The organism is Agrobacterium sp. GW821-FHT14E08 (assembly GCF_058803865.1).
On sequence record NZ_JBXAPJ010000001.1, the window covers coordinates 678,005 to 704,537 of the forward strand.

21 protein-coding genes and 1 tRNA gene are annotated in these 26,533 nt (G+C 58.8%); 11 read left to right on the forward strand and 11 right to left on the reverse strand.

The genetic code is table 11. The features are described 5' to 3' along the window. The first annotated feature begins 88 nt into the window (after window positions 1-88). Window positions 89-2,347 (forward strand): polysaccharide biosynthesis protein UppB, encoded by a 2,259-nt coding sequence (uppB, locus tag AC1ROR_RS03335; RefSeq protein ID WP_498588596.1) that lies wholly within the window; start codon window positions 89-91, stop codon window positions 2,345-2,347. A 15-nt stretch (window positions 2,348-2,362) separates the two neighbouring features. Here the strand turns inward: uppB and uppA are convergent, their stop codons facing one another. Both uppA and AC1ROR_RS03345 read right to left on the reverse strand, forming a co-directional pair. Next, window positions 2,363-3,595: a polysaccharide biosynthesis GNAT family N-acetyltransferase UppA gene (gene uppA, locus AC1ROR_RS03340; RefSeq protein WP_498588597.1), complete on the reverse strand. Its 1,233-nt coding sequence runs from the start codon at window positions 3,593-3,595 to the stop codon at window positions 2,363-2,365. Between the two features lie 98 nt (window positions 3,596-3,693). After that, a complete protein-coding gene (locus AC1ROR_RS03345; protein ID WP_498588598.1) occupies window positions 3,694-3,906 on the reverse strand; it encodes a DUF2842 domain-containing protein in 213 nt (70 codons plus the stop codon). 143 nt (window positions 3,907-4,049) lie between these two features. Between AC1ROR_RS03345 and AC1ROR_RS03350 the strand changes: the two genes are divergently transcribed. After that, window positions 4,050-5,153 (forward strand): COX15/CtaA family protein, encoded by a 1,104-nt coding sequence (locus tag AC1ROR_RS03350; protein WP_498589164.1) that lies wholly within the window; start codon window positions 4,050-4,052, stop codon window positions 5,151-5,153. Between the two features lie 6 nt (window positions 5,154-5,159). Here the strand turns inward: AC1ROR_RS03350 and AC1ROR_RS03355 are convergent, their stop codons facing one another. The 6 genes from AC1ROR_RS03355 to AC1ROR_RS03380 form a co-directional block, all read right to left on the reverse strand. Next, on the reverse strand, window positions 5,160-6,005 hold the full coding sequence (locus AC1ROR_RS03355; protein WP_498588599.1) for an aminoglycoside phosphotransferase family protein: 846 nt from the start codon (window positions 6,003-6,005) through the stop codon (window positions 5,160-5,162). Between the two features lie 10 nt (window positions 6,006-6,015). Beyond that, on the reverse strand, window positions 6,016-6,948 hold the full coding sequence (gene argC, locus AC1ROR_RS03360) for an N-acetyl-gamma-glutamyl-phosphate reductase (RefSeq protein WP_498588600.1): 933 nt from the start codon (window positions 6,946-6,948) through the stop codon (window positions 6,016-6,018). A 70-nt stretch (window positions 6,949-7,018) separates the two neighbouring features. Then, on the reverse strand, window positions 7,019-7,972 hold the full coding sequence (gene speB / locus AC1ROR_RS03365; protein ID WP_080817200.1) for an agmatinase: 954 nt from the start codon (window positions 7,970-7,972) through the stop codon (window positions 7,019-7,021). Between the two features lie 130 nt (window positions 7,973-8,102). Beyond that, entirely contained in the window at window positions 8,103-8,570 is a 468-nt protein-coding gene (gene rpsI / locus AC1ROR_RS03370) for a 30S ribosomal protein S9 (protein ID WP_003521540.1), read from the reverse strand. A 2-nt stretch (window positions 8,571-8,572) separates the two neighbouring features. Beyond that, entirely contained in the window at window positions 8,573-9,037 is a 465-nt protein-coding gene (gene rplM / locus AC1ROR_RS03375; protein ID WP_003502335.1) for a 50S ribosomal protein L13, read from the reverse strand. 249 nt (window positions 9,038-9,286) lie between these two features. Further along, window positions 9,287-10,123: an EamA family transporter gene (locus tag AC1ROR_RS03380; RefSeq protein WP_498588601.1), complete on the reverse strand. Its 837-nt coding sequence runs from the start codon at window positions 10,121-10,123 to the stop codon at window positions 9,287-9,289. Between the two features lie 907 nt (window positions 10,124-11,030). Between AC1ROR_RS03380 and AC1ROR_RS03385 the strand changes: the two genes are divergently transcribed. The 4 genes from AC1ROR_RS03385 to AC1ROR_RS03400 all read left to right on the forward strand — a co-directional run bounded on the left by AC1ROR_RS03385 (window position 11,031) and on the right by AC1ROR_RS03400 (window position 14,130). Beyond that, the gene (locus tag AC1ROR_RS03385; protein WP_035217701.1) at window positions 11,031-11,465 is read left to right on the forward strand and encodes a CoA-binding protein; all 435 of its coding nucleotides are present in this window, start codon (window positions 11,031-11,033) and stop codon (window positions 11,463-11,465) included. A gap of 73 nt (window positions 11,466-11,538) precedes the next feature. After that, window positions 11,539-12,822 (forward strand): O-acetylhomoserine aminocarboxypropyltransferase, encoded by a 1,284-nt coding sequence (locus AC1ROR_RS03390; protein WP_080834174.1) that lies wholly within the window; start codon window positions 11,539-11,541, stop codon window positions 12,820-12,822. A 341-nt stretch (window positions 12,823-13,163) separates the two neighbouring features. Continuing rightward, the gene (locus tag AC1ROR_RS03395; RefSeq protein WP_080836607.1) at window positions 13,164-13,676 is read left to right on the forward strand and encodes a hypothetical protein; all 513 of its coding nucleotides are present in this window, start codon (window positions 13,164-13,166) and stop codon (window positions 13,674-13,676) included. A gap of 112 nt (window positions 13,677-13,788) precedes the next feature. Further along, window positions 13,789-14,130, forward strand: coding sequence for a cupin domain-containing protein (locus AC1ROR_RS03400; RefSeq protein WP_035217693.1), 342 nt, complete (start codon window positions 13,789-13,791; stop codon window positions 14,128-14,130). Window positions 14,131-14,168: 38 nt separating this feature from the next. On the opposite strand, the gene AC1ROR_RS03405 is transcribed toward AC1ROR_RS03400, so the two are convergent. Then, a complete protein-coding gene (locus AC1ROR_RS03405) occupies window positions 14,169-15,422 on the reverse strand; it encodes a cytochrome P450 (protein ID WP_498588602.1) in 1,254 nt (417 codons plus the stop codon). A gap of 83 nt (window positions 15,423-15,505) precedes the next feature. Further along, entirely contained in the window at window positions 15,506-16,753 is a 1,248-nt protein-coding gene (locus AC1ROR_RS03410) for a GGDEF domain-containing protein (protein ID WP_498588603.1), read from the reverse strand. 453 nt (window positions 16,754-17,206) lie between these two features. Here AC1ROR_RS03410 and clpP point away from each other — a divergent pair, with 453 nt between their 5' ends. The 5 genes from clpP (at window position 17,207) to AC1ROR_RS03435 (ending at window position 25,361) form a co-directional block, all read left to right on the forward strand. Continuing rightward, complete coding sequence (gene clpP, locus AC1ROR_RS03415; protein WP_003521529.1) at window positions 17,207-17,839, forward strand: ATP-dependent Clp endopeptidase proteolytic subunit ClpP; 633 nt, start codon at window positions 17,207-17,209, stop codon at window positions 17,837-17,839. Between the two features lie 292 nt (window positions 17,840-18,131). Continuing rightward, the gene (clpX, locus tag AC1ROR_RS03420) at window positions 18,132-19,409 is read left to right on the forward strand and encodes an ATP-dependent Clp protease ATP-binding subunit ClpX (protein ID WP_035217682.1); all 1,278 of its coding nucleotides are present in this window, start codon (window positions 18,132-18,134) and stop codon (window positions 19,407-19,409) included. A gap of 414 nt (window positions 19,410-19,823) precedes the next feature. After that, complete coding sequence (lon, locus tag AC1ROR_RS03425) at window positions 19,824-22,241, forward strand: endopeptidase La (protein WP_035217679.1); 2,418 nt, start codon at window positions 19,824-19,826, stop codon at window positions 22,239-22,241. Window positions 22,242-22,529: 288 nt separating this feature from the next. Next, complete coding sequence (hupB, locus tag AC1ROR_RS03430) at window positions 22,530-22,805, forward strand: DNA-binding protein HupB (RefSeq protein ID WP_003496481.1); 276 nt, start codon at window positions 22,530-22,532, stop codon at window positions 22,803-22,805. Between the two features lie 357 nt (window positions 22,806-23,162). Next, window positions 23,163-25,361 (forward strand): esterase-like activity of phytase family protein, encoded by a 2,199-nt coding sequence (locus AC1ROR_RS03435; protein WP_498588604.1) that lies wholly within the window; start codon window positions 23,163-23,165, stop codon window positions 25,359-25,361. A gap of 649 nt (window positions 25,362-26,010) precedes the next feature. On the opposite strand, the gene AC1ROR_RS03440 is transcribed toward AC1ROR_RS03435, so the two are convergent. Beyond that, window positions 26,011-26,086: transfer RNA gene (locus tag AC1ROR_RS03440), tRNA-Val, on the reverse strand. Between the last annotated feature and the right edge of the window lie 447 nt (window positions 26,087-26,533).

The window sequence follows — 26,533 nt, forward strand, 5'->3', positions numbered from 1 at the left end:
CTGTTGTGTTACCGGAAAGACTTAAACTCCGCGAAAATTGGCCATCTATATTTGAGCGCCCGAGGTTTGCCTCGGTTACGGAGCCTGCATGAACGGCGATCGCATTGACGACAGGGATGTGGATATCGATCTTGCGCGGCTGGTCGCGGCCATATGGCAGCGCAAGGGCCGGATAGCGGCCGTGACGCTGCTGGCCGGGGGCGCCGCCTTCGTGATCGCGAGCATGATGTCGCCCGCTTACAAGGGGGAGGCGCGTGTCCTCATTGAATCCCGTGCGGCCTCCTTCGGCGCCTCGCAGCAGTCGAACGCACCGGCCGAACCCGTGCTTGATGAATTGACCGTTTCCAGCCAGGTGCAGATCCTGCAATCCGTGGATCTCATCAAGCAGGTCGCGAAGGACATGAAGCTTTATGAGCTGGAGGAGTTCGATCCCGAAGCGCACCCCTCCTTCATCTCAGGGCTGCTGGTGGCGATCGGCGTCAAGAAGGACCCGCTGCAGGTGCCGCCCGAGGAGCGCATTCTGACGGCCTTCCGCGAGAAGCTGCAGGTCTATCAGGTCGAAAGCTCGCGTGTCATCACCGTCGAATTTTCCTCCGAAGACCCGAAGCTCGCAGCAACCATCCCCAACGAGATGATGAAGGCCTATATCGCGTTGCAAAGCGGCGCGAAGCTGGACACGAGCACCGAGGCGGCGCGCTGGCTGGAGCCGGAAATCGCCAATCTGCGTGAAAAGGTACGCGATGCGGACCGGAAGGTTGCGGATTATCGCGCCTCGTCCGACCTTCTCTCGGCGGGGCAGGGTGAAACGCTCGCCACCCGGCAGCTCAGCGATATTTCGACAGAACTCGGCCGTATCCGCGGCGAAAGGGCCAATGCGGAGGCGCGGGCGGAAGGCGTGCGCAACGCGCTTGCGAGCGGTCGCCCTCTCGACACTTTCCCCGATGTCGTCGGCTCTCCGACGATCCAGCGGCTGAAGGAAAACGAAACGGCCATCCGCAGCCAGATTTCCGATCTCTCGTCCTCGCTGCTGGGTGGCCATCCGCGCATCCGGGCGCTGCGTAACCAGCTTGACGGCATACAGGCACAGATTCAGGAAGAGACCCGCAAGGTTCTCGCAAGTCTCGAAAACGAGGCCAATGTGTCCCGCCTGCGCGAACGACAGCTGGTGCAGCAGTTGAACGTGCTGAAGACGGAGAGCGTGCGCGCCGGCGAACAGCAGGTTGGCCTGAACGATCTCGAACGTGAAGCGTCAGCCCAGCGGCAGCTTCTGGAAACCTATCTTGCCCGTTACCGCGAGGCGACCTCGCGCGCAGGTTCCGTTGATTCCACGCCCGCCGATGCACGTGTGATCTCGGCGGCGGTGGAACCGCGCGAACCCTATTTCCCGAAGACCGGTGCCATCACCATCGTCGTTACGCTGGCGGCGTTCCTGCTCTCCTGCATCGTCGTCATGCTGGTGGAGCTGTTCACCGGGCGTGCCCTGAAGCCGGTAGGCAAAAACCACATTCCGCCTTTGTCCGATCCGCCTTCACCAACGCGGGCACCTGCGGAAAAGGACGAAACCACGGATGTGCCGGAGCAGCCCCTGTCCACGCCTCATGAGGATGAACAGCCCGCCGTCCGGGTGATGCCCGCCGCGGCTTCCCAGCCCATTATCGAAGAGGAGCGGCCGATACCCGTTGCAGCCGTCGCTGCTCCACCCGCCTTGCCGGCGGAAGAGCCGGCTGCCGCAATACCGGATTTGTCGGAAGACGAGACAGACGCCGAGGGCGATTTCTCGATCGATGCCGTCGCGGGATTCCTTGCTACACGCCTTGCCAAACCCGTCGCAGCCGTCGTCTCTCCGGCCGGTGATAGCGGTTCCACAACGACTGTCATGCTGGCGCGTGCCCTGTCGGAAATGGGCCGGTCGGTCGTTCTCGTCGATATGACGGCATCGGCCTGTCCGACGCGTCTTATGGCCCCCGAAGCTGGATTGCCGGGTGTCATGGATCTTCTGGCGGGTGCCGCGGCCTTTGGCGAAACCATTCACGGCGACCGACTTTCCGACGCCCACATCGTACCGCGCGGCAACGCGCAGCCACGCGAGGCCATGCGCGCCATCGATCGTCTGACGATGATCCTCAGCGCCCTTTCCGACGCCTATGATACGGTGCTTGTCGAATGCGGCGCCGTGCAGATATCGAGCCTTGAGAAGATGTTGCGCAATCTTCCGGCGGAAATCATCATTTCCGTGCCGGGCAAGGATAGCGAGATGCTGGAAAAGACGCTCGACGACCTGGTGGCTCAGGGATATGAACAGGCCTTGCCGATGACCGGCATGCGCAAGCCGGACCTTGCCGCCTGACCAGCTGCAAAATGCTTAGTCGGCGGCGGCCTCGGCGTCCGTCCGTCGCCGCCCGGCGCGGAAACGCTGGATAAGCGCATAAAGCGACGGATTGGATTTGATCAGGCTCTTTGTTCTCGCAATCGCCACGTAAGCGGATGCCGCAGCGCGGCCCTTTAATGTCACCGGCAGGAATATATCGTGCTGCACGGTGGAAAGCGGACACCAGCTGCGTTTGTAGGGCTGGTCGCCGACGCCGAAATCGAATAGCGCGGCTTTTTCCCTGCACGCCCTCTCGATCATCAGCCAGAACAACAACTCGCCGGGGCTGAGCTCCGAAACCGCCTCATCGATTGAGCCGAACTGACAGATGATATGATCCTGCTTGCGTGAAAGACCCGATATGGCGGCGATGACGCCTTCGTTTTCGCCGTGCAGACGAATGGCATGCAGTTCCAGAAGACTGTCCGTGCCCGTCTCCGGAAAATTGGCCAGGTCGTAGAAAAAATTCTTCACCGTCTGATCGCGAAAGGCACCCGGAATGCCCTGAGAGGCGAAACGGGCGGCCTTCTGCCGGAAGAAAGCCTGCAGCAATTCGCATTTCTCTTTGGGCGAACGGGCGATCACATGGCTATAGCCACCCATTTCCTCAGCCCTTCGGCTCTGGATACGGAATTTCTTTCGCCGTCTCTTGGCATTGACCTGCCGAAGGGTGTTTTCGAAACTGTCGAGCAGGGGAAGCTGGAAGGCCGGGTTCTGGTTTTCAACCGAAGCCAGATGCGAGAGCGGGTTGGTCCTGCCGCGCCAAATCAGCGGTATGTTCTGCAGGGCGAGAATATCGGCCCGGCCATGCAGCAGTTTTCGCGCCTCGCGGGCGATGGCCGCCGCGATCTTCTGTCCCGCCTCTTCGGCAAAGGACGCGTCGAAAAGTCCGGTATTGATATTGTTGAAACGTCCGCCGGGGAAGTGCGCCTTGCGGATGCCGCCTTCCTGAACGATTTCGAGCGGCAGCAGGAACACCGTCTTTCCGCCCTGACGGCCGCGAATGATGACAAGGGGGCTGTCCTGCGTTTGCGCCCAGATGGAGCACCAGCCGAAACCCTGGTGCAGGGAATTGAGTGGATCACGCTCCATCCGCTCCCAGTCGGAGCGGATGGCCGAGGCATCATCAACGAGATCGATGGACAAACGGTCGGCGCCACGCCGCTCGCCTTGCATGGCCGCAGGTTCCTTGCCCTCGCTTGTTGTGACCGGCCCCACAGCCGCCATCCACTCTCTCCGGTTGTTCCGATCGCACTATAGCGTTGAGCGGCAAACAATCGGTTTATAAAATTGCGACCTCTGGATGTCCCATGAAAAGAGGGCGGCTACCCCCGGTTTTTTGATCCGGCCATCCATTTGATGACGAGCATGGCGGGCAATATCCACAAAAGACCGCTCAGGACGAAATAGATGAGATGCACCCACCAGGGCGATTGCGCCAGCGTTGCCGATGCGATGGCCGTCGCCGCCACGGCGTAAACGACGACGAGGCAGATGATGACGATGGTGCCGATAAGCGATCTGAGGCGAGGGTGCATGAAGTCTTCCGTCATTGAGTATCTGCGCGGGACTATAGCGCCGCGACCCGATGCCGCAAACCCTGAGGCCTTGTTTTGTGGTGCCGGTTGGGGCTAATCAACATGACTGTATGATGGAGACCTGAAAGATGCGTTCGAGCGGCATGACGATGGCAAATGGTTCTGCGGAAATGGTGGTGGAGGCTGCCCTGCAGAAACAGGAGAAGGACCGCCGCCTGCTGCGCGTCTGGCTGCGCGTCGTGCTTTTCACGCTCTTCTGTCTGGTCCTCGTCGGCGGCGCCACGCGGCTTACCGAATCCGGCCTGTCTATTACCGAATGGAAGCCGATCCACGGCGCCATTCCGCCGCTTTCCGTTGCCGAATGGGAAGAGGAGTTCCAGCTTTACAAGCGCATTCCACAATATCAGGAAATCAACAAGGGCATGTCGCTTGACGAATTCAAGACGATTTTCTGGTGGGAATGGGCGCATCGTCTGCTTGCCCGCGCCATTGGCCTCATCTTCGCTTTGCCGCTCGCCTTCTTCTGGCTCACCGGCCGCGTCGAAAAGCGCCTGCGCCTGCCGCTGGTCGGCCTTCTGGCGCTGGGCGGCTTTCAGGGTTTCATCGGCTGGTGGATGGTCTCTTCCGGCCTCGTCAACCGCACGGATGTTTCGCAATATCGCCTTGCCACGCATCTGACCATCGCCTGCCTCATCTTTGCCGGCTGCATGTGGATTTTGCGCGGGCTGTCGCATCATTCCCCCGAGGCCGCCGACGAAAAGACGGGCAGGGGTTTTGCCGCACTGCTGACGGTGCTCTGTCTCTTCCAGATCTATCTCGGCGCATTGGTGGCGGGGCTGAATGCCGGTCTTTCCTATAATACCTGGCCGCTGATGGACGGCTCGCTGGTGCCGGGTGATCTATTCCTGCAACAGCCCTGGTGGATCAACCTCTTCGAGAACCCCAAGACGGTGCAATTCGTCCACCGCCTTGGCGCCTACACGCTGTTTGCCGCCACGCTGTGGCATATGGTGTCTATGGCGCGCGCCTTGCCTAATACACCGCATGCCCGCCGCGCGGTGCTGTTCTTCGTGCTCGTCTCCATTCAGGCGGCGCTCGGTATCACCACGCTTTTGATGCATGTGGATATTCACGTCGCGCTCGCTCATCAGGGCATGGCGCTGATCGTGCTCGGCTTCGCCGTCGCCCACTGGCGCGGGTTCATCGGCGAATATCCGGCGCCCGTTGCGATCGAAGTCAGGGACTGAGGTGGCTTAGAACTGCCCGAGCACCGTTTTGATGGTGGCCGCGACGGCGAGTTCGTTGTCGCGTTCCTCCGCATTGCCGTCCTCTTCATGCCACGCGGCAGAAAGGCAGCCATAGGCAAAGGCATATTGCAGCAATAGCCGTTCGTCCCGTTGCAGCGCCTTCGCAAAGATCGCCGCCATGGAGGCGATGCGCGCCTCGCTGCGGGTGAGGTCGAAACGGTCGAGCGGATTGGAGAACATGTTGGCGACATCGAGCGCCGCATCGCCGATCAGGCCGGCCGGATCGATGATGATCCAGCCGCGTTCACTGCGCATGATGTTCTCGTGATGCAGATCGCCGTGCAGCGGCTTCACATCCCGTTGCTGGCTGATCAGTTCCTGCGCAAGCCCGGCCGCCTCGATATAGGGGCTGTCCACACCGTCGGTACGGTCCTGTTCGGCCTTGCGGAACAGGCTCTCGAAATAGAGCGGCAGCGTCAGCAGGCTTGAAGGCGGCTGCTGTTGTGATGGCTGGTGATATTTGAGCAGGACATCGGCGGCGATTTCCGTGGTGGCATCGTCGTTGCCGTCGCGAAACAGCACGTCGCGCAGGGTCTCCGTGCCGGCATGTTCCATCAGCAGAATATCGTCAGAGCGGTCGAGCAGCTCCACGCAGCCGATGCCGGCGCGCCATGCGATGAAATCCGCGCCGCGAAGGCTGTCTTCCAGCACTTTCTGTTTCAGAACCTTTGCGACGGCGAGGGAACCGTCGCCGCGCGTAAGCTCGTAAACCACCCCGGCCGGCGTATCGGCAATAGGTTTCGCGGCCTCGATATTCCACGAGGCCGGAAAAGGTGGCGGAGCAATGTTCATGAGAAAAGTCTCATGCGGAGAGCATCAGCTCCATGTTCTGCACGGCAGCACCGGATGCGCCCTTGCCGAGATTGTCGAGCAGCGCGACGAGGTTGATGTGTTCGCCGCCCGGCGTACCGAAGACGAACAGTTTCATCGTATCCTTGCCTGCCAGTTCCTCGGCGTCGATGCGCGCGAGCCCCTTGCTTTCGGCAAGCGGCACCACATTGACGATGTCCTGTCCTGCATAGTGGGCGGTCAGCGCCGCATGGATCGTTTCGACGGTCGCGCCTTCCTTCAGGTCGGCGGCAAACAGCGGAACCTGCACGATCATGCCCTGCGGGAAACGCCCGACGGAGGGTGAAAACAGCGGTGCGCGGTCGAGCTGGCCATGAATGGTCATTTCCGGCACATGCTTGTGCTTGAGCGTCAGGCCATAAAGGAAATTATTGGCGCTGATCGCGTCATCGCGGCTCCGGTCTTCCATCTGGGCGATCATCTGCTTGCCGCCGCCGGTATAACCGGAAACCGCATTGACGCTGACCGGATAACCGTCCGGCAGCAGGCCTGCGGCGCGCAGCGGGCGCAGAAGGGCGATCGCGCCGGTCGGGTAGCAGCCCGGATTGGCGACGAGACGGGCGGAACGAACCTTCTCGCCCTGTTCCTTATCCATTTCGGCAAAGCCATAGGCCCAGTCCTGGTGGACGCGATAGGCGGTCGAGGTATCGATGATGCGGACATTGTTATTGCCGGCCACCATCGAGACCGCTTCCCGGGAAGCATCATCAGGCAGGCAGAGGATCGAAATGTCGGCATTGTTGAGCATATCCTCGCGCATCGCCGCATTGCGGCGCTCGGCTTCGGGTATGGACAGCAGCTCAATATCGCGGCGACCGGCAAGGCGCGTGCGGATCTGCAGACCCGTGGTGCCGTGTTCGCCATCGATGAAGATCTTCGCTGTCATGTCCTTGTCCTGACTTTTCAAAGGGTTGCGAGGGTAATCGGAATCAGTTTGGCAAGCGCCGTTTTCTTTATCAGCCGGCCTTGGCCAGTCGTTCGGCGCGCAGGCCAAGCATATACATTGCAACGGTGGCTCCGGCAATGGCGGTAATGTCAGCATGGTCGTATGCGGGCGCGACTTCCACCACGTCCGAGCCGCGAATATCGAGCTGGCCAAGCCCGCGCAGAACGGAGAGAATTTTGGCACTGGTCGGCCCGCCGGCCACCGGCGTTCCGGTTCCCGGCGCAAAGGCGGGATCGAGGCAATCGATATCGAAGGTCAGATAGGCGGGCATGCCGGCCGTGTGCTTGACGATCAGCGAGGCGATATCGCCCGCCCGCATTTCCTCCACCTCGTAACCGTGGAGGATGCGAATGCCGAAATCGTCAGGCGCATGGGTGCGGATGCCGATCTGGATGGAGCGGTCGGGATCAATCAGGCCATCGCGCACGGCGCGCGCCACGAAGGAGCCGTGGTCGATGCGCTTGCCGTCGTCGAACCAGGTGTCCTGATGCGCATCGAACTGCACCAGCGCCAGCGGCCCATGCTTGGCCACATGCGCCTTCAGGAGCGGCCAGGTAATGAAGTGATCGCCGCCGAGCGTCAGCAGGTAATCCGTCTTGGAGATGATCCGGCGCGCTTCTTTTTCGATCGTATCAGGCGTTTTCCAGTGATTGCCATAGTCGAGCAGACAGTCGCCATAGTCGATGGTCGGCATATGGGCGAAGAGGTCGCGCGCGAAAGGATATTGCGGATCGTTGTCGAAGATCGCCGAGGCGCGGCGGATCGCCTGCGGCCCGAAACGGGCGCCCGGCCGGTTGGAGGTGGCCGCATCGAAGGGAATGCCCCAGACGGCCGTCGATACACCCTTGAGGTTCTTGGTATATTTGCGCCGCATGAAGGAAAGGACGCCCGCATGGGTCGGGTCGGTGGCGGCCGATGTCAGCGTCGTTGCGGTGAAGGCATGGTCGATGGTTTTGGACGGCATTGATCACCCCATTGCGATTTGCGCCGAGGTTGCTGTCTTCCTGATGAAAAAACAAGGGAGGAGACCATGAAAAAAGGCGGAGCCGAAGCCCCGCCTTTCGAAGTTCTGAACGAACCGTTCGTAGAAGCGATTAGCGCTTCGAGAACTGGAACGAACGGCGGGCCTTGGCCTTACCGTACTTCTTACGCTCGACAACGCGGCTGTCGCGGGTCAGGAAGCCGCCCTTCTTCAGAACGGAGCGCAGGCCCGGTTCGAAGTAGGTGAGGGCCTTGGACAGACCGTGACGAACGGCGCCGGCCTGACCGGACAGACCACCACCGGCAACGGTGGCGATGATGTCGAACTGACCCGTGCGGGCAGCGGCGACGATCGGCTGCTGAAGGATCATCTGCAGAACCGGACGTGCGAAATACGTGGTGAAATCGCGGCCGTTGATGATGATCTTGCCAGAACCGGCCTTCACCCATACGCGGGCTACGGCGTTCTTGCGCTTGCCGGTCGCGTAGGAGCGGCCGAGGGTGTCAACCTTGCGGACATGCACGGGAGCCGAAGCTTCCGATGCCGGGGCGAGGTCTTTCAGAGAGGAAAGATCGGCCATTATCAGGCGCTCCTTACGTTCTTCTTGTTAAGCGCGGCCACGTCGAGAACGGTGGGCTGCTGTGCTTCGTGCGGATGGTTCGAGCCGGCGTAAACGCGCAGGTTCTTCATCTGGCGACGGCCGAGCGGGCCGCGCGGGATCATGCGCTCGATGGCCTTTTCAACGACGCGCTCCGGGAAGCGGCCTTCGATGATCTGGCGAGCCGTACGCTCCTTGATGCCACCCGGGTGACCGGTGTGCCAGTAGTACTTCTTGTCGGAGTACTTGTTGCCGGTGAAGGCAACCTTTTCCGCGTTGATAACGATGACGTTGTCGCCATCATCAACGTGGGGGGTGTAGGTAGCCTTGTGCTTGCCGCGCAGGCGGGTTGCAACGATGGTGGCGAGGCGACCAACAACGAGGCCTTCGGCGTCGATGATGACCCACTTCTTCTCCACCTCAGCAGGCTTCTGAACGAAAGTAGACATGGATTTCACTTTCTAACGTGGACCCGGCATCCTCTTTTAAGAGCATACGGGCGTTTCTTGTTGCTTGGTTTGGTTGCCATCAAAGGCAACCGCAAATGACCCTATTCCGGCTGGAATCCGATCTGGCGCGCTTATACGGTGTGCGGGGGAAAGCGTCAACATGACGAATTCTGGAGGCTGTAAAAATAAACAAGTAAAAACAATAGCTTGATGATGGGGTATTATTTTACCTCATTATTATGGCCCGTTTTACCCCAGTCGCATCACCAGAACGCCCGCTGCAATGATGCCTCCGGCAAGATAACGCCAGATGCTGGCGCGTTCTTTCAGGATCACCACGGAGATCACCAGCGCGAAGAGAATGGAGGTTTCCCGGAGCGCCGCGACGACGGCGACGGGCGCCTTGGTCATGGCGTAAAGGGCGAGCCCGTAGGAGAGAATGGAGCCGCCGCCGCCGATCAGTCCACGCCACCAGTTACGCCGGACATGCTGGACGACAGGGCTTACCCCGCGCTGGTAAAACGCAAAACCGAAAAGCAGCACCGGCGGCAGAAGAGACATCCACAGCGTATAAGAAATCGCATTGCCGGAAAGCCTTGCACCGACGCCATCGACGAAGGTGTAGGAGGCGATCACGAAGGCGTTGATAAGCGCAAGGATGATCGCCTTTCCGCCGCCCCGCCGCGCCTCGAAGGCGAGCGTCAATATGCCGCCGGAAATGATGGCGATCCCGGCGAGCGCAAGCGGGCTCAAAACCTCACTCAGAAAAAGACTGGTTGTCGCCGCGACGATCAGCGGCGCCACCCCGCGCATGACGGGATAGACAAGGCCGATATCGCCGATCGTATAGGCGGCGGCGACAAGGCGGAAATAGGCAAACTGCAGAACGGCCGAAGCAATCAGAAAAGGAATCGCCACGGGGGCGGGAAACGGCAGAAAGGGCAGGAAAGGCAAGGAGCAGGCGGCGGCCCCAGCCGCAATCAGCGAGGCGTCGAGTGACTTGTCGGAGCCGGATTTGACCAGCGCATTCCAGCCGGCATGCAGTATCGCGCCCAGGAGCACAAGAAGAAGAATGTCAATTGTCACAATAGAGACTCGCTCGCAGGCTATTCTGGACAACCTACAGCATCGGTTTGAAAACCGGAATCCATTTTCGACAAAGGTAATGCGGGACGGCTGATCGCCCGAAAGTGGATGTGAAACGCCGTTGGATCATGTTCTAGGCAGGCCGCAGCTGCTTTGCGGATTGCAACGCGTGTCAAATTTTCGGTTTATGCATGTTGCGAGGCAAGACGGTCGGCTTTCGCGTCAAGGGATGCCTCGCGCTGCCCATGATTTCATCTGCGAAAAGAGCCCACCAGTGCCGGACGCACAGCTGGTCTTCCTGTGATGGAGTGGTTTTTTCCTGAAATTTGGCCTGTTTTTATCGCCGGGTTTGACTGAAATCGCGTCGGCTCCCGCGCGAAAAACTGCATCAATTTAATGCTGCGACTGACGCTAAAAATGAAAAGGAATTTCATATCATTACTGAATGATTAACTGCAACGTTACAGATATGAATATGGATTGATTTGCAGAATAACTTTCTGAAAATTAGATATGCCTAATTCATCGGTGAACGGAATGAAAACAAACAGGAGACGAAGAGCGCATAAAATGCACGCAAATGTTGTTTTTGCAAGTATTTCTTCCAATATGCGCCTTTTTCGAAACTGGATTAGAATACTCAATACAACGGCGGTTACCGTATTTTTGTGAAATCATTTTGCGCGACCAAAATTCACGGACGGAGATGGCGACCTGGTGATTTTGTGATTTTCGGGCGGGGCAGGGGTTCAAGAAAGCGATGCCGTTTCCTAGATGGAGATGATCGCCGCTGGTAACGGCGCCAATGATGCTCATGCAGGAAACGTGATGCTTGCATCGGCTCTCCGACCGTGAGTTTGGGCCGGGAGCGTTTAAATTACCCGATCTGCCAGAAGGATAAGTTGACATGCAGCATGATACGTACGAGCCGGATTACCTCAGAAAAATCCTGACGGATGTCAGCACCATCGCCCTGCTTGGCGCTTCACCCAATCCGGACCGGCCGAGCCATGGCGTGATGCGCTTTCTGCTGTCCAAGGGTTACCGCGTATTTCCGGTCAATCCCGGTCAGGCGGGCAAGGAGATACTGGGGCAGAAGGTCTATGCCCGGCTGGCCGATATTCCCGAGCCGGTGGATATGGTCGATGTCTTCCGCGCGCCGGAATATCTGTCGGCCATCGTCGAAGAGGCGATATTGCTGCCGCGACGGCCGAAAGTGATCTGGGGTCAACTTTCCGTCAGGGACGACAATGCCGCGGCCAAGGCCGAGACCTATGGCATAAACGTTGTGATGGACCGTTGCCCCGCAATTGAGTATCCACGTCTCAATATTGTGCGATAGTTGGTACAGATCGGACTTATCATTTGGCGGCAAGGCATTATGATCCCTCCAAAATTTCATTGGAGGAAACAACATGTCGAGCAGCAATCCCGGTTTTTCAACGCTGGCCGTACACGCGGGCGCGCAGCCTGATCCAACCACCGGTGCGCGCGCGACGCCTATCTATCAGACGACGGCCTATGCCTTCCGTGACGCCGATCACGCTGCTGCCCTGTTTGGACTGAAAGAGTTCGGCAATATCTACACACGCATCATGAACCCCACCCAGGCCGTTCTGGAAGAGCGTGTTGCCGCACTCGAGGGCGGCACGGCGGCGCTTGCCGTCGCATCCGGTCACGCCGCGCAATTGCTCGTCTTCCACACATTGCTGCAGCACGGCGACAATTTCGTCGCGGCCCGGCAGCTTTATGGCGGCTCCATCAACCAGTTCGGCCATGCCTTCAAGGGTTTCGACTGGCAGGTGCGCTGGGCCGATGCGACCGATCCGGCCAGTTTCGAACGTCAGATTGACGAGCGCACGCGCGCCATCTTCATCGAAAGCCTCGCAAATCCGGGCGGCACATTTGTGGATATCGCCGCAATCGCCGAAGTGGCCCACCGGCACGGCCTGCCGCTTATCGTCGATAACACCATGGCAAGCCCCTATCTGCTGCGGCCGCTGGAACACGGCGCGGATATCGTGCTGCATTCGCTGACGAAATTCCTCGGCGGTCATGGCAATTCCATGGGCGGCATCATCATTGACGGCGGAACCTTCGACTGGTCGGCAACGGACCGGTATCCGGCGCTGTCACAGCCCCGGCCGGAATATTCCGGTGTCGTGCTGCACCAGACCTTCGGCAATTTCGCCTTCGCCATCGCCTGCCGCGTGCTTGGCCTGCGCGATCTTGGCCCGGCGATCTCGCCCTTCAATGCCTTTCTCATCCTCACCGGCATAGAAACCCTGCCGCTGCGTGTTCAGCGCCATTCCGACAATGCGCTTGCCGTCGCCAAATGGCTAAAGGCGCATCCGAAGGTCGGCTGGGTGCATTATGCCGGGCTGGAGGACAGCGACAACTACGCCATCCAGCAGCATTATTCGCCCAAGGGCGCGGGCTCCGTCTTCACCTTCGGCGTCAAGGGCGGTTATGCGGCGGGCAAGGCGCTGGTGGAAGGGCTGCAGCTTTTCTCCCATCTCGCCAATATCGGCGATACCCGCTCGCTCGTCATCCACCCAGCTTCCACCACCCATGCGCAGCTGACGACGGAGCAGCAGACGGCGGCGGGCGCCGGACCGGATGTCGTGCGCCTGTCCATCGGTATCGAGGACGTCAAGGACATCATCGCCGATCTCGAACAATCGCTTGCCAAGGTCTGATGCGGTCCGCCACACGGTCTTGATCTTGCATCGTTTCAGCTGAAATTTCACAGCCATTGAGCCGCCGCCGAGAGGCCCTGGAAACAGGGTGCTTTCGGTGGCGTCTATCTGAAACAATTCATGCATTTTCAGGATGAGGTGCTGCCGACACGCATCGGCAATCTGGGGAGGCGGGCAGGCGCTCTATGACTCTGGCCTCTCCAATTCATCTGGAAACGCTGTCGCCGCCAGGCGGTCGATCTGTCGAGTTCGCGACACATGCCGGCCGTGCATCTATCGATTCCGGAACCGAATCTGCCTAGAACAAAACCTTTGCAATCCCATCGCGAAAGATGCGCCAGATGAAAAGCTACACCGGACTGCTTCGAATTTTTACCTTCTCCCTTGCGATTGGAATTGTGGTCATTTCCGGTATTCCGGGCATAGCACCGGCTTCGCCGGCGCAGGCGCAGTCGGAATATTACCCGACGCAGCAGGATTTTGTCGGCAAATGGAAGCTCAGCGGTGCGACCACCCGCCCGCCGCGGGATATGAAGACGGAGCCAACGCCCGAGCAGGAGGCGGACGCGACATTGTTCCAGGAAACGGTGACGACATTTTATACCGCCTTTGATTATCTCGAGATCACCGCTGATGGGCGTTATAATTTCCATCAGGCGGGTGACCCGTCAGCTTCATGCGTTTGGTGCGGAACATGGTCTTTTGACAGGAGTTCGCTTTGGCTGAAACTCGATACGGCGCCCCGGCTCGATATTTATGCGAAGGATGGGGATATGCAGATGACATATACCGCCGAGCCCGACGGGAAATCGAAATATACCTGGCTGGTTTTCGGCTGGACAAAGATGGAATAGCGACGCGTTTCTTCTACGGCAACGCTCCGCCGGGATATTCGAGACTATTTGACGAGACACCCACAATTGCGCAAAGCTGTATCCCAACCACATTTGACGGACAGGGGACGTCATGACGAATTTTCTGTCCTTCGATGACGTTGCCGAACTGGAATATGGCGCGCCCGCGCCGGAACGGTTGATCTCCGGCGATCCCAGATTCACCACATGGAATCTCGAGGAGGCTCCCGGCGGCATCTATGCCGGCATCTGGCAGTCGACGCCCGGTAAATGGCGGGTGGTCTATGATGAATGGGAATATTTCAACATTCTCGAAGGCCATTCCATCCTGACCGAAGACGGCGGTGCGCCGCGCGATCTGAGACCGGGCGACCGTGTTATCCTGCGTCCGGGCTTTACGGGCACCTGGGAGGTCGTGGAAACGACGCGGAAGGATTATGTCATCCGGCTCTGAAACCGGATGGTCCTCGCGAGTGCTCTATCAGCCAAATCTCACCAACTGAGATCGAGCCGCTCCAGACCATGGAAATGATAAACATCCTTGACCCTGGGCGGCTCGGCGATCTTCAGGCCCGGCAGGCGTTTGAAAAGCAGGGGCAGGGCAAGATTGAGTTCCAGCCTTGCCAGCGGCGCGCCGATGCAGAAATGAATGCCGGCGCCGAAGGAGACATTGGCGCCTTCGTTGCGGTCGGGCTGGAAGGTCAGCGGATCGGAAAATTTTGCGGGATCGAGATTGGCGGCTGCCAGGATGAGGCTGACCTTGTCGCCACGCTTGAACGTGACGCCATCGATTTCGACAGGTTCCAGAACCCAGCGCTGGAAAATATGGACCGGGGCGCAGATGCGCAGCGTTTCTTCCACCGTCCGTTCTGTGGTCGCATCGTCGCTAAACAGGGTCTCTGGAGAGATGCCGCTTTCCAGAATGATGCGCACGGAATTACCGATCTGGTGAACGGTCGCCTCGTGCCCGGCATTCAGCAGCACGATGGTGGTGGAGATCAACTCATCGTCGGTGAGGTACTGGCCCTTGTGTTCCGTGTGGATCATGTGGCTCAGCAGATCGTCCTTCGGCTCCGCTCGCCGCTCCGCGATCACGCTGCGCACATAGTCTGAGAATTCATGTGCGGCCTTGTCGGCCAGAAGCTCGTCTTCCGGCGTGCGCTTGAACATGTACATGCCGACATAGGCATGCGACCATTTCAGAAGCTGCGGCCCCATCTCCTCAGGAATGCCGATCATGCGGGCGATCATCGTCACCGGGATGATGTCGGCATAGGAAGAGAGCAGTTCCGTTTCGCCATTTGCTTCGAAGGCGTCGATCAGACGGTTGGCGAGTTCCTCGATTTCCGGCTTCATCTTGTCGACATGCCGCGACACGAAGGCGCGGTTGATGAGCGTGCGCAGCCGCGTGTGTTCCGGCGGCTCCAGTTCCAGCAGCGAATGCTGCTCTGCGGCGTCGAAATGCCTCACATGGTCCTGCGGCTCCGCCAGGCCGATTTCCTCGCGGCTTGCCACATGCAGGATCTGCCGTCCGAACCGGCGGTCGCGCAGAAGGGCGCTGACGTGGTCGTATCCGGTGAAAAACCACTGCCGCTGCTCTTCCCAGTAGAAGGTGGGACATTCAGCGTGAAGGGCCGCATAGACCGGGTTCGGATCGCTGTAGAAAGCCGGGTCGCGGGCATCAAGGGAAACGCGGCGGGTGGCGGGATCGATTTTGAGAAAGGGAAATGTCGTTGTCATACCCATGATCTATTCCGCGCGCGGCGCTTTGGGAAGGGAGGGAAATCCCTTCCGGATACCCCTATGCATGTCACTGGATGGTTACATCATCATCGGCTGGCGATGGCGGCTATCCGGTTCAGGGCCGCGACCTGACGGTCGGCATTGTTGTCCATCGGATTTTCCTCGCGGTCCGAGGCGGGCACGACGACATTGGCCGAATTGACGTGGATGACGGTCCGATTGCGCCCGGCCTTCTTGGCGGCATAGAGCGCGCGGTCGGCTTCCGTCATCATCACGCTCAGGTCCGCATCCTTGATCATCGCTTCGGATATGCCGACGCTTGTGGTTACCTCTATGCCTTCACCGCGCGAACTGATCTTTGAAAGGCGCAGATTGCTGCGGATGGCTTCCGCAAGCGTCGCTGTGCTGGAAGGACTTTCGACTTCGGCAACCAGAGCGAATTCCTCGCCTCCCATTCTGACGAAAAGGCCGCGATCGCCGATCGCGCGCTGCGCGATATTACAGAAATGCACGAGCACCGCATCGCCGGACTGGTGGCCATATCTGTCATTGATCTTCTTGAAATGATCGATATCGAACAGCACCAGAGCCACATAGCGGCTGGATCCCGGTGACCGCTTTTTGATGCGCTCGAACTCTTCCAGGAGACCGCGACGGTTGAGAACGCCGGTCAGATGATCGGTCATGGCGAGCCGGTGGAGACGAATCTCCGTATCCTCCATGATGATCTTGGCGCTGATCATGATGATGGCCGTGAAGCCGAGCATGCCGGAAATGGAGAGCGCCGACGTCATGGGAATGGCGTTGGGAACCGCGGCATTGGCGGGGATGACGATGGATGCGACGAGCGCCCCGGCAAAAGCCTGCAGGATCAGGATCGTGGCCAGTACCTTTCGGCTGCGTGTTGTGCGCGCCCTGCTGGCCAGAAGGACACCGGCGAGCATGAAATAGCCCGTGGCAGCACTGGCATGATAAAGCAGGATGCGGGCGACCATGTCTTCGCGCACGGATGGCACGAACATTCCGGCGATCCACAGCAGGGCGGGAATTGCAATCCAGCCGCCGAGTTTGCGCTGCTCCAGGCCTAACAGGCCCGCGAGCCAGAAACCGAAGGCGGAAAGCGCAAGCGTATTGCCGACCTGAATGGACAGAAAACTGGAAATATCCCCGCGAAAGGCCACCATGACAGTGCCGAAGCCCGTGGCGAGGAAGCCGGCGGCGAAATAGAGATTATGCCGGCGGGAAGGGCGGTGCAGCCACAGCGTTCCCAAAAGCACGGCAAGGGTGAACGTTTCCGCCGCCCATAGTAGCGTGCTCGTCTTTGCATCCAGCATTGCAAAATCCTATCTGCGCCATAATGCCGTAAAAGCGGGCCCTTGCGCACGAGGTGCGTTATGCCCGCTTGAATTGTTGAGCTGCCATTTCGCCCGGATGGGCGCATTCCCCCGACGGGAACCGAAAATTCGCTGGTCAGTATCTGTAGCAAATACTAACGAGTTCTTGCCGGTGAGAAGTTATATCTGTGCATGGCGGCCGATTTTTGCCGTCGTCGCCTGCCATAGTAAAAAAATGGTGGCGGCGAAGGAAAGAGGCCCGACCGGCACCAGGCGGTTCGAAAGCCCCGTCAACCTCGGCCCGAAAGGCCCGCAAACGCTGTTGAGCCGTTAAGGATATGCGGCTTCGTGTCTTGAAGTACGGGGCAGGGACACTCTATGTAGGAAGAATGAAGGTTAGAAGTGATTCCGGAGCGGTTTTTCGCGAAGGGCAGAGTTTGACAAAGGACGGACATGAAAAATCCAGTTGATACCGCCATGGCTCTGGTGCCGATGGTCGTAGAGCAGACCAATCGCGGCGAACGCTCCTACGACATATTTTCCCGTCTTCTCAAGGAACGCATCATTTTCCTCACCGGCCCGGTGGAAGACCAGATGGCTTCGCTCGTTTGCGCGCAGCTGCTTTTCCTCGAGGCGGAAAACCCGAAGAAGGAAATCGCGCTCTACATCAATTCGCCGGGTGGCGTCGTGACCGCCGGCATGGCGATCTACGATACGATGCAGTTCATCCGTCCTGCGGTCTCCACGCTCTGCGTCGGTCAGGCTGCATCCATGGGTTCGCTGCTTCTGGCCGCCGGTGAAAAGGGAATGCGTTTCGCAACCCCGAACGCCCGCATCATGGTGCACCAGCCCTCCGGCGGTTTCCAGGGGCAGGCTTCGGACATCGAACGTCACGCCCGCGACATCATCAAGATGAAGCGCCGTCTCAATGAAGTCTACGTGAAGCATACGGGCCGCACGCTCGAAGAGGTTGAAAAAACCCTTGATCGCGACCATTTCATGGATGCAGACGAGGCGAAGGACTGGGGCGTGATCGACAAGATCCTGACCTCGCGCCAGGAAATCGAGGGCGCCGCCGCGAATTGAGGCGCGACGCTTTTTTGACGTTTGTTTAACCCCGCAAAGTAATTTCGGGGCTTTCAACCGGAACAGAAAGCGATATTAGTATATATAAAGGCTGTGTTGAATTTTTATGACGTGGCCTTTGGTTTGATGGGGAATTCGTTGCAGCCGGTTGTCAGCTCCTGTATCTGATACGGCTAGTACCCCGGGAAACGAGGCGGATACGGCAATGCACCCAAGGGCTGGCCGTATCGGCGGGCGGTAAGTTGACCGCGATCCGTTTGGCGGACCTGCGGCGTGCTGGAAGGAAAGAGATATGAGCAAAGTCAGCGGCAGCAACGGCGGCGACTCTAAAAATACACTCTATTGTTCATTCTGCGGCAAGAGCCAGCACGAAGTCCGGAAACTCATTGCCGGACCGACGGTTTTCATCTGTGATGAATGCGTCGAATTGTGCATGGACATCATCCGCGAGGAGAACAAGACGTCGATGGTGAAGTCGCGCGAGGGTGTTCCCACCCCGCAGGACATCATCAAGATCCTCGACGAATATGTCATCGGCCAGAAGCAGGCGAAGAAGATCCTGTCTGTTGCCGTTCACAACCATTACAAGCGCCTCGCGCACGCCTCCAAGAATGGCGATGTCGAGCTGGCGAAGTCGAACATCATGCTCGTCGGTCCGACGGGTTGCGGCAAGACCTATCTTGCCCAGACGCTCGCCCGCATCATCGACGTTCCCTTCACCATGGCGGATGCAACGACGCTGACCGAAGCCGGTTATGTCGGCGAGGACGTGGAAAACATCATCCTGAAGCTGTTGCAGGCTGCGGATTACAATGTCGAGCGCGCCCAGCGCGGCATCGTCTATATCGACGAAGTCGACAAGATTTCCCGCAAGTCGGACAACCCGTCCATTACGCGCGACGTGTCGGGCGAGGGCGTTCAGCAGGCGCTTCTGAAGATCATGGAAGGCACGGTCGCTTCCGTTCCGCCGCAGGGCGGCCGCAAGCATCCGCAGCAGGAATTCCTGCAGGTGGATACGACCAACATCCTGTTCATCTGCGGCGGCGCCTTTGCCGGCCTCGACAAGATCATCTCGGCCCGTGGTGAAAAGACCTCGATCGGCTTCGGTGCGACCGTCAAGGCGGAAGACGATCGTCGCGTTGGCGAGGTGTTGCGCGAGCTGGAGCCGGAAGATCTGGTGAAGTTCGGTCTTATCCCGGAATTCATCGGTCGTCTGCCCGTTCTGGCAACGCTGGAAGACCTTGATGAAGATGCGCTGATCCAGATCCTGTCCGAGCCGAAGAACGCTCTGGTCAAGCAGTACCAGCGCCTGTTCGAGATGGAAGATGTGGAACTGACCTTCCACGAGGACGCCCTTCGCGAGATCGCCCGCAAGGCGATCACCCGCAAGACCGGCGCCCGCGGCCTGCGCTCGATCATGGAAAAGATCCTTCTGGACACCATGTTCGAACTGCCGACGCTGGAAGGCGTGCGCGAAGTGGTGATCTCCAACGATGTGGTCAGCGGCATCGCCCGTCCGCTCTACATCTATGCGGATCGTCAGGAAGAAAAGACCAACGTTTCAGCCTGATTGGTTGATCCGGTCTGTGGTGAATTTGAAAGGCCCGCACCCGTGCGGGCCTTTTCCGTTGGGCCAGGGCGCGAAACTTGCGCCTAACTTGGCTGAGCCCGATTTTGCGTTTGGAGCGGATTGCGCTTTGCTGATAAAGTCTTACAACTGATTTGCAGCGCGATATGACGGAAATGTGAATTACCGTCGGCGACCCGGTTCCTGATCCTTTGGGATAACCGGAAATGTCGGGAGTAATAGCCGGCGCTGGGTTTTGTGGAATTTTACGGTCTTGCCGCTGCGGGTGGACCGTCTCTTCCGGTGACTTGAAATCGGTGTTTCGAAACTCCACTTTCAGTCTCGAGAAATGAATATGTCGGGCGCCCCAAGACGTCCGGCAAAGTGTCCCGAAAGGGACCATGGAAAGGAAATGATATGACGAACATCACGTCTGCGGCATCTGGCGGTACCTATCCGGTACTTCCCCTGCGCGACATTGTCGTTTTCCCGCATATGATCGTTCCCCTGTTCGTCGGGCGGGAAAAATCCATTCGTGCGCTCGAGGAAGTCATGGGTTCGGACAAGCAGATCATGCTTGTCACCCAGATCAACGCCAGCGATGACGATCCAACCCCGGACGCCATCCACAAGGTCGGCACGGTCGCCAACGTTCTCCAGCTCCTGAAGCTGCCCGATGGCACCGTCAAGGTTCTGGTGGAAGGCAAGGGCCGCGCCCAGATCGATGAATATACCGGCCGTGAAGACTTCTACGAAGCCTCCGCGACGCCGCTCCAGGAGCCTGCCGAAGATCCGGTCGAGATCGAGGCGCTGTCGCGTTCGGTCGTTTCGGAATTCGAGAGCTATGTAAAGCTCAACAAGAAGATTTCGCCGGAAGTTGTCGGCGCTGCCGGTCAGATCGACGATTATTCGAAGCTGGCCGATACGGTCGCTTCGCACCTGTCGATCAAGATCACCGAAAAGCAGGAAATGCTGGAAACCGTCAGCGTGAAGCAGCGGCTTGAAAAGGCGCTCGGCTTCATGGAAGGCGAGATTTCCGTGCTTCAGGTCGAAAAGCGCATCCGCTCGCGCGTCAAGCGCCAGATGGAGAAGACCCAGCGCGAATATTACCTGAACGAGCAGATGAAGGCGATCCAGAAGGAACTCGGCGACGGCGAGGACGGCCGTGACGAGATGGCCGAACTGGAAGAACGCATCGCCAAGACCAAGCTTTCCAAGGAGGCCAAGGAAAAAGCCGAGGCGGAAATGAAGAAGCTTCGCCAGATGAGCCCGATGTCCGCGGAAGCGACCGTCGTGCGCAACTATCTGGACTGGCTGCTGGGTCTGCCCTGGGGCAAGAAGTCGAAGATCAAGACCGACCTCAACGCTGCCGAAAAGATCCTCGATCAGGATCATTTCGGTCTGGACAAGGTCAAGGAACGCATCGTCGAGTATCTCGCCGTCCAGGCGCGCGCCTCGAAGATCCGTGGCCCCATCCTGTGCCTCGTCGGCCCTCCCGGCGTCGGCAAGACCTCGCTCGCCAAGTCGATCGCCAAGGCGACCGGCCGCGAATATGTGCGCATGGCGCTGGGCGGCGTGCGTGACGAGGCGGAAATCCGCGGTCACCGCCGTACCTATATCGGCTCCATGCCGGGTAAGATCGTCCAGTCGATGAAGAAGGCCAAGAAGGCGAACCCGCTCTTCCTGCTCGACGAAATCGACAAGATGGGCATGGATTTCCGTGGTGACCCGTCGTCTGCTCTGCTCGAGGTGCTCGATCCGGAACAGAACTCCACCTTCATGGACCACTACCTTGAAGTGGAATACGACCTGTCCGACGTGATGTTCGTGACCACGGCCAACACGCTGAACATTCCGGGTCCCCTGATGGACCGTATGGAAGTGATCCGCATCGCCGGCTACACCGAAGACGAAAAGCGCGAAATCGCCAAGCGTCACCTGTTGCCGAAGGCGATCAAGGAACACGCCCTGCGTCCGGAAGAGTTCTCGGTCAGCGATGACGCCCTGATGATCGTCATCCAGCAGTACACCCGTGAGGCGGGCGTGCGCAGCTTCGAGCGCGAGCTGATGAAGCTTGCACGAAAGGCCGTGACCGAGATCATCAAGGGCAAGGTCAAGTCCGTGGAAGTCACCGCAGCCAACGTTCCGGATTATCTGGGCGTTCCACGGTTCCGCCATGGCGAGGCCGAGCGCGAGGATCAGGTCGGTGTCGTCACCGGTCTTGCCTGGACGGAAGTTGGCGGTGAGCTGCTCACCATCGAAGGCGTGATGATGCCGGGCAAGGGCCGCATGACGGTGACCGGCAACCTCAAGGAAGTGATGAAGGAATCCATTTCGGCGGCGGCATCCTATGTCCGCTCGCGCGCCGTGGACTTCGGCATCGAGCCGCCGCGCTTCGACAAGAGCGACATCCACGTTCACGTTCCGGAAGGCGCGACCCCGAAGGACGGGCCCTCCGCAGGTGTTGCCATGGCCACCGCCATCGTCTCCATCATGACAGGCATTCCGGTCTCGAAGGATGTGGCGATGACGGGCGAGATCACGCTTCGTGGTCGCGTGCTGCCCATCGGCGGCCTGAAGGAAAAGCTGCTTGCGGCGCTTCGTGGCGGCATCAAGAAGGTGCTGATCCCGGAAGAAAACGCCAAGGATCTGGCGGAGATTCCGGACAATGTGAAGAACGAGATGGAAATCATCCCGGTTTCGCGCATGGGCGAGGTGATCGAACACGCGCTGCTTCGCAAGCCGGAGCCCATCGAGTGGGACGGCAGCATCGAGACGCCCGTGATCGCCACCGTCGAAGGTGTCGATGACGGCAGCCAGACGATCGCGCATTGATCAAGGCATCGGCGCGGAGGCCGGAATCGGTTTTCGCAAAAGGTGATGCATAGAATCAATGCGTTAGGTGCCGGAAGGCACAGGCGGTGCTTCGGCCCGCACAAGTGATGCCAATTTGGCACGAATATGTGGAAGGCCGGCAGAAATGTCGGCCTTTTTTGTGAAAAAAACCGCAGACCCCTTGTTTTTCAGGCGATTCCAGCGCTTTTGAGTTGCTGCGCGCGGATGCGAACGTATTCTGCGCCGGCTTAATTTGAGTCGTTTCAAACCATTGAAAGGGGTGGAAACATGAACAAGAACGAGCTCGTGTCTGCTGTTGCCGAAAAGGCTGGTCTCACGAAGGCAGATGCTGCTTCCGCTGTTGATGCGGTATTCGAAACCGTACAGAACGAACTGAAGAGCGGTGGCGACATCCGCCTCGCTGGCTTCGGCAGCTTCTCCGTTAGCCGCCGTGAAGCCTCCAAGGGCCGTAACCCTTCCACGGGTGCTGAAGTCGATATCCCGGCTCGCAACGTGCCGAAGTTTTCCGCAGGCAAGGGCCTGAAGGATGCTGTTAACTCATAAGGTTTCCGGAAAGCCGCAACGCCCGGCGGCGGGCGGGCGGCTTTTCAGGTTCACGAGGAAACATGTTTTGACGCCTTGACGCCATCATGCCGGCCCGAAAACCGGGCGGCTTTTCGAAAAGCTTTTTTCGGATAGCCCAGTTTTTCAACCCGCATGATGTTGATTGAAAGTAGGGGAGCGTGCCTGTGTAGCCCCCATCCGGTCACACGGTGTTCCGATACGCGGAATGTGCGCATAAACAGGAAAGCCCGGTCTTTATGGCCGGGCTTTTTGATTCACCCGACAGGAAATGTCATGCCACTGTCATGTCTTTGACGCAGAAGCCATGGGGTATTTCTGGACCCAAGGGGGATTATGATGGCGTTCCGATTTTCTCATATGGCTTTGACTGCTGCGCTGCTCACATCCGCAGCCTTTCCGGCTGCGGCCGAGCCGGTTTTTAACCGCATTGCATCCTTTCCGGTGGCGAAGAACCTTCCCGCGGACAAGGACGCCAAGTCCGTCACCTCAGCTGAAATCGTCACCGCCAGCGAAGACGGCAAGACGCTGATCTATTCAGACAGCCCGCTTGGCGGCATCGGCTTCATTGACATCACCGATGCGAAGGCCCCCAAGGCTGGCGGCGCCCTGCTGCTCGAAGGCGAGCCGACCTCTGTCGCCGTTGCAGGTATCAAGGTTCTGGCCGGCGTCAATACGTCGGAAAACCGCGCCAAGCCGTCCGGCAAGCTGGTAACGGTCGACATCGCCACCAAGAAGATCGAGGCAAGCTGTGATCTCGGTGGCCAGCCTGATTCCGTCGCCGTTTCCCCGGACAAGACTTTTGCCGCCATCGCGATCGAAAACGAACGCGACGAAGAGGTAAACGAAGGCGCCCTGCCGCAGATGCCCGCCGGTTATCTGGTCACGGTCGGCCTGAAGAACGGCGTCGCTGACTGTGGAACGCTGAAGAAGATCGAACTGACTGGCCTTGCCAAAATCGCTCCGGAAGATCCGGAACCGGAATTCGTCTCGATCAATGCCAATGGCGAGATCGCGCTCACGCTCCAGGAAAACAACCACATCGTCATCCTCGACGGCAAGACCGGCACGGTGAAGACGCATTTCTCCGCCGGTAAGGTCGATCTCGAAGGCGTCGACACGAAAAGCGATGGCCAGCTGAAGTTCACCGACAAGCAGGAAGGCCGCAAGCGCGAGCCGGATGCCGTGAAGTGGCTGGACAATGACCGCATCGTCATCGCCAATGAAGGCGATTGGCAGGGCGGTTCGCGCGGCTTCACCATCTTCGACAAGACCGGCAAGCTCGTCTACGAATCGGGTTCGTCGCTCGAACATGCGGTTGCGGCCATCGGCCACTACCCGGAGAAGCGCTCCAAGGCCAAGGGCATCGAGCCGGAAGGTCTGGAAGCGGCAACATTCGGTGACCAGAAATATTTCTTCGTGCTTGCCGAGCGCGCCTCTGTTGTCGCGGTCTACAAGGACACTGGCAAGGAGCCGGAACTGACGCAGCTTCTGCCGTCCGGCGTTTCGCCGGAGGGAGCCGTCGCCATTCCCTCGCGCAACCTTCTGGTTACGGCTAACGAGGTCGATCTGGTCGAGGATGGCGGCGTTCGCTCGCATGTCATGCTTTACGAGCGTGCCGAAGGCGAGGCGGCCTATCCGCAGCTCGTCTCCGCCACCGTCGACGGCGCGCCGATCGGCTGGGGTGCTCTTTCGGGTCTGGTCGGCGATGCCGAGAAGCCCGGCATTCTCTACGCCGTGTCCGACTCGGTCTATGGCAACCAGCCGTCGATCTTCACCATCGACGCAACGAAGAAACCCGCCACCATCACCAGCGTGCTGCGCGTCAAGCGTGACGGCATCGCTGCCCAGAAGCTCGACATCGAAGGCATCACGCTCGACGGTAAGGGCGGCTTCTGGCTGGCATCGGAAGGTGACAGCGCCAAGCTTGTTCCGCATGCGCTCTACAACGTCAACGCCAAGGGTGAAATCAAGGCTGAAATCGCGCTGCCGAAGGAACTTCTTGCCGGTGAGACCCGCTTCGGTTTCGAAGGCGTGACCATGATCGGCAAGGGCGACGACGCGACGCTGTGGATGGCCGTTCAGCGCGAATGGGGAACGGACGAGAAGGGCATCGTCAAGCTCGTCTCCTATAACCCGAAGTCCAAGGAATGGGGCGCCGTGCGTTACCCGCTCGACAAGACCGAAGCAGGCTGGGTCGGCCTTTCCGAAATCACCGCCCAGGGCGACTATGTCTATATCGTCGAGCGCGATAACCAGATCGGCGACAAGGCGAAGATCAAGAAGCTCTACCGCGTTGCAATCGCGGACCTGAAGCCGGGCAAGATCGGCGGCGAACTGCCGCTGGTGGCCAAGCAGGAAGCGCATGATTTCCTGCCTGACCTCAAGGCCCAGACCAATGGTTATGTCGTCGACAAGCTGGAAGGCTTCACCTTCGACAAGGCGGGAACGGCCTATGCCGTCACCGACAATGACGGCGTCGACGATTCGTCCGGTGAAACGCTGTTCTTCACTGTCGATCTGAAGGCGATCAACTGATCGCCCCCGATAGTGCCGCAAATGAGAAAAGCCGGGCATAGCCCGGCTTTTTTATGTGGCATAAGCAAGCCGGTCAGGGCCCGTTTGGTGCGATGTTAATGCAGGCTGCTAAGCCGGCATTGCTGCTTCGTTGTCGGTCATCGGGGATTTGTCGGGGGACAGGGTGCAAAAGCCGAGGACCGATCGCAAAGGATCACCGCCCCATGGAATTCTTGCTTTTGGGAGTATTGTCTTTTTCCGAGTCCTGCTGGACCCAGCGAAAAAAAATATAAACAGGCAGCGCTATGAGCGCGAGTGTTACAAACGCGTCGACCATGGTTTCATCCATTATTTCTACCGCTCATCATGAAACGGCTCGAAAATAATGCCCGAAATCTCTTTAAAAAGTCTGAATCTGCTTATTTTTCGGTATGTTGCGGGGTGGCACACAGACCTAAAAAAGCTGTCGGAATGTGGAACAGAAGTGCCGATTTGGCATAGACGGGAACCGTAAAATGCGATTCCTCATCTCCAGAACGAGGATCCGGCTTCGATAATCCGCATGCCAGCGGGTAAGGGAATGATTCTTAAGCTGGAAATTCACATCAAAGAACGCGTGTCACGACAAACGTCGGGCTCAACTACGCAACGATCTGGATGATTTGGAAAATGGTGGGCGATGAGAGACTCGAACTCCCGACATCCTCGGTGTAAACGAGGCGCTCTACCAACTGAGCTAATCGCCCTTCGCGTCCTGCGGATCATGTCCGCCGCGTCGGTGGCCGTGATGTATTCGGATCGGAAAAAAACCGCAAGGGCTTTTATGAAGTTTTTTTGTTTTTTTTGCCGGCAGCTTTTTCCTGCGTGAATGGCTGATGGCGAAAAGGCAGCAACTGCGGGGTTTTTGGCAAAAACCGAAGCCGCAACCAGCTTGAACGACACATGGGAATCTTCCTGCGGACGCCCGTGTCTGTGGACAAGTTTTTTGTTTTCGTTGGGAAAAGCCCGCAAAACAGGGCGTTTGCCGCAATCGCGTTCTAAGGCCTTCCGGTTTTTCCCGATCAAAATGAAGAAGCTTATTCTTTTGTCGTGAAACCTGCTTGACACCCCCGCACGAACGCCGTAGTTAGCCGCTCATCGAACAGCCGAGGCTGGTTCGAGCGGCGGGACAAGCTCCTGTCGTCAGGAGATGC

Excerpts from the sequence above, each read along its gene's own strand:
- uppB (WP_498588596.1), top strand. The coding sequence starts at position 89 with ATGAACGGCGATCGCATTGACGACAGGGATGTGGATATCGATCTTGCG.
- uppA (WP_498588597.1), bottom strand. The coding sequence starts at position 3,595 with ATGGCGGCTGTGGGGCCGGTCACAACAAGCGAGGGCAAGGAACCTGCG.
- AC1ROR_RS03345 (WP_498588598.1), bottom strand. The coding sequence starts at position 3,906 with ATGCACCCTCGCCTCAGATCGCTTATCGGCACCATCGTCATCATCTGC.
- AC1ROR_RS03350 (WP_498589164.1), top strand. The coding sequence starts at position 4,050 with ATGACGATGGCAAATGGTTCTGCGGAAATGGTGGTGGAGGCTGCCCTG.
- AC1ROR_RS03355 (WP_498588599.1), bottom strand. The coding sequence starts at position 6,005 with ATGAACATTGCTCCGCCACCTTTTCCGGCCTCGTGGAATATCGAGGCC.
- argC (WP_498588600.1), bottom strand. The coding sequence starts at position 6,948 with ATGACAGCGAAGATCTTCATCGATGGCGAACACGGCACCACGGGTCTG.
- speB (WP_080817200.1), bottom strand. The coding sequence starts at position 7,972 with ATGCCGTCCAAAACCATCGACCATGCCTTCACCGCAACGACGCTGACA.
- rpsI (WP_003521540.1), bottom strand. The coding sequence starts at position 8,570 with ATGGCCGATCTTTCCTCTCTGAAAGACCTCGCCCCGGCATCGGAAGCT.
- rplM (WP_003502335.1), bottom strand. The coding sequence starts at position 9,037 with ATGTCTACTTTCGTTCAGAAGCCTGCTGAGGTGGAGAAGAAGTGGGTC.
- AC1ROR_RS03385 (WP_035217701.1), top strand. The coding sequence starts at position 11,031 with ATGCAGCATGATACGTACGAGCCGGATTACCTCAGAAAAATCCTGACG.
- AC1ROR_RS03390 (WP_080834174.1), top strand. The coding sequence starts at position 11,539 with ATGTCGAGCAGCAATCCCGGTTTTTCAACGCTGGCCGTACACGCGGGC.
- AC1ROR_RS03395 (WP_080836607.1), top strand. The coding sequence starts at position 13,164 with ATGAAAAGCTACACCGGACTGCTTCGAATTTTTACCTTCTCCCTTGCG.
- AC1ROR_RS03400 (WP_035217693.1), top strand. The coding sequence starts at position 13,789 with ATGACGAATTTTCTGTCCTTCGATGACGTTGCCGAACTGGAATATGGC.
- AC1ROR_RS03405 (WP_498588602.1), bottom strand. The coding sequence starts at position 15,422 with ATGGGTATGACAACGACATTTCCCTTTCTCAAAATCGATCCCGCCACC.
- AC1ROR_RS03410 (WP_498588603.1), bottom strand. The coding sequence starts at position 16,753 with ATGCTGGATGCAAAGACGAGCACGCTACTATGGGCGGCGGAAACGTTC.
- clpP (WP_003521529.1), top strand. The coding sequence starts at position 17,207 with ATGAAAAATCCAGTTGATACCGCCATGGCTCTGGTGCCGATGGTCGTA.
- clpX (WP_035217682.1), top strand. The coding sequence starts at position 18,132 with ATGAGCAAAGTCAGCGGCAGCAACGGCGGCGACTCTAAAAATACACTC.
- lon (WP_035217679.1), top strand. The coding sequence starts at position 19,824 with ATGACGAACATCACGTCTGCGGCATCTGGCGGTACCTATCCGGTACTT.
- hupB (WP_003496481.1), top strand. The coding sequence starts at position 22,530 with ATGAACAAGAACGAGCTCGTGTCTGCTGTTGCCGAAAAGGCTGGTCTC.
- AC1ROR_RS03435 (WP_498588604.1), top strand. The coding sequence starts at position 23,163 with ATGGCGTTCCGATTTTCTCATATGGCTTTGACTGCTGCGCTGCTCACA.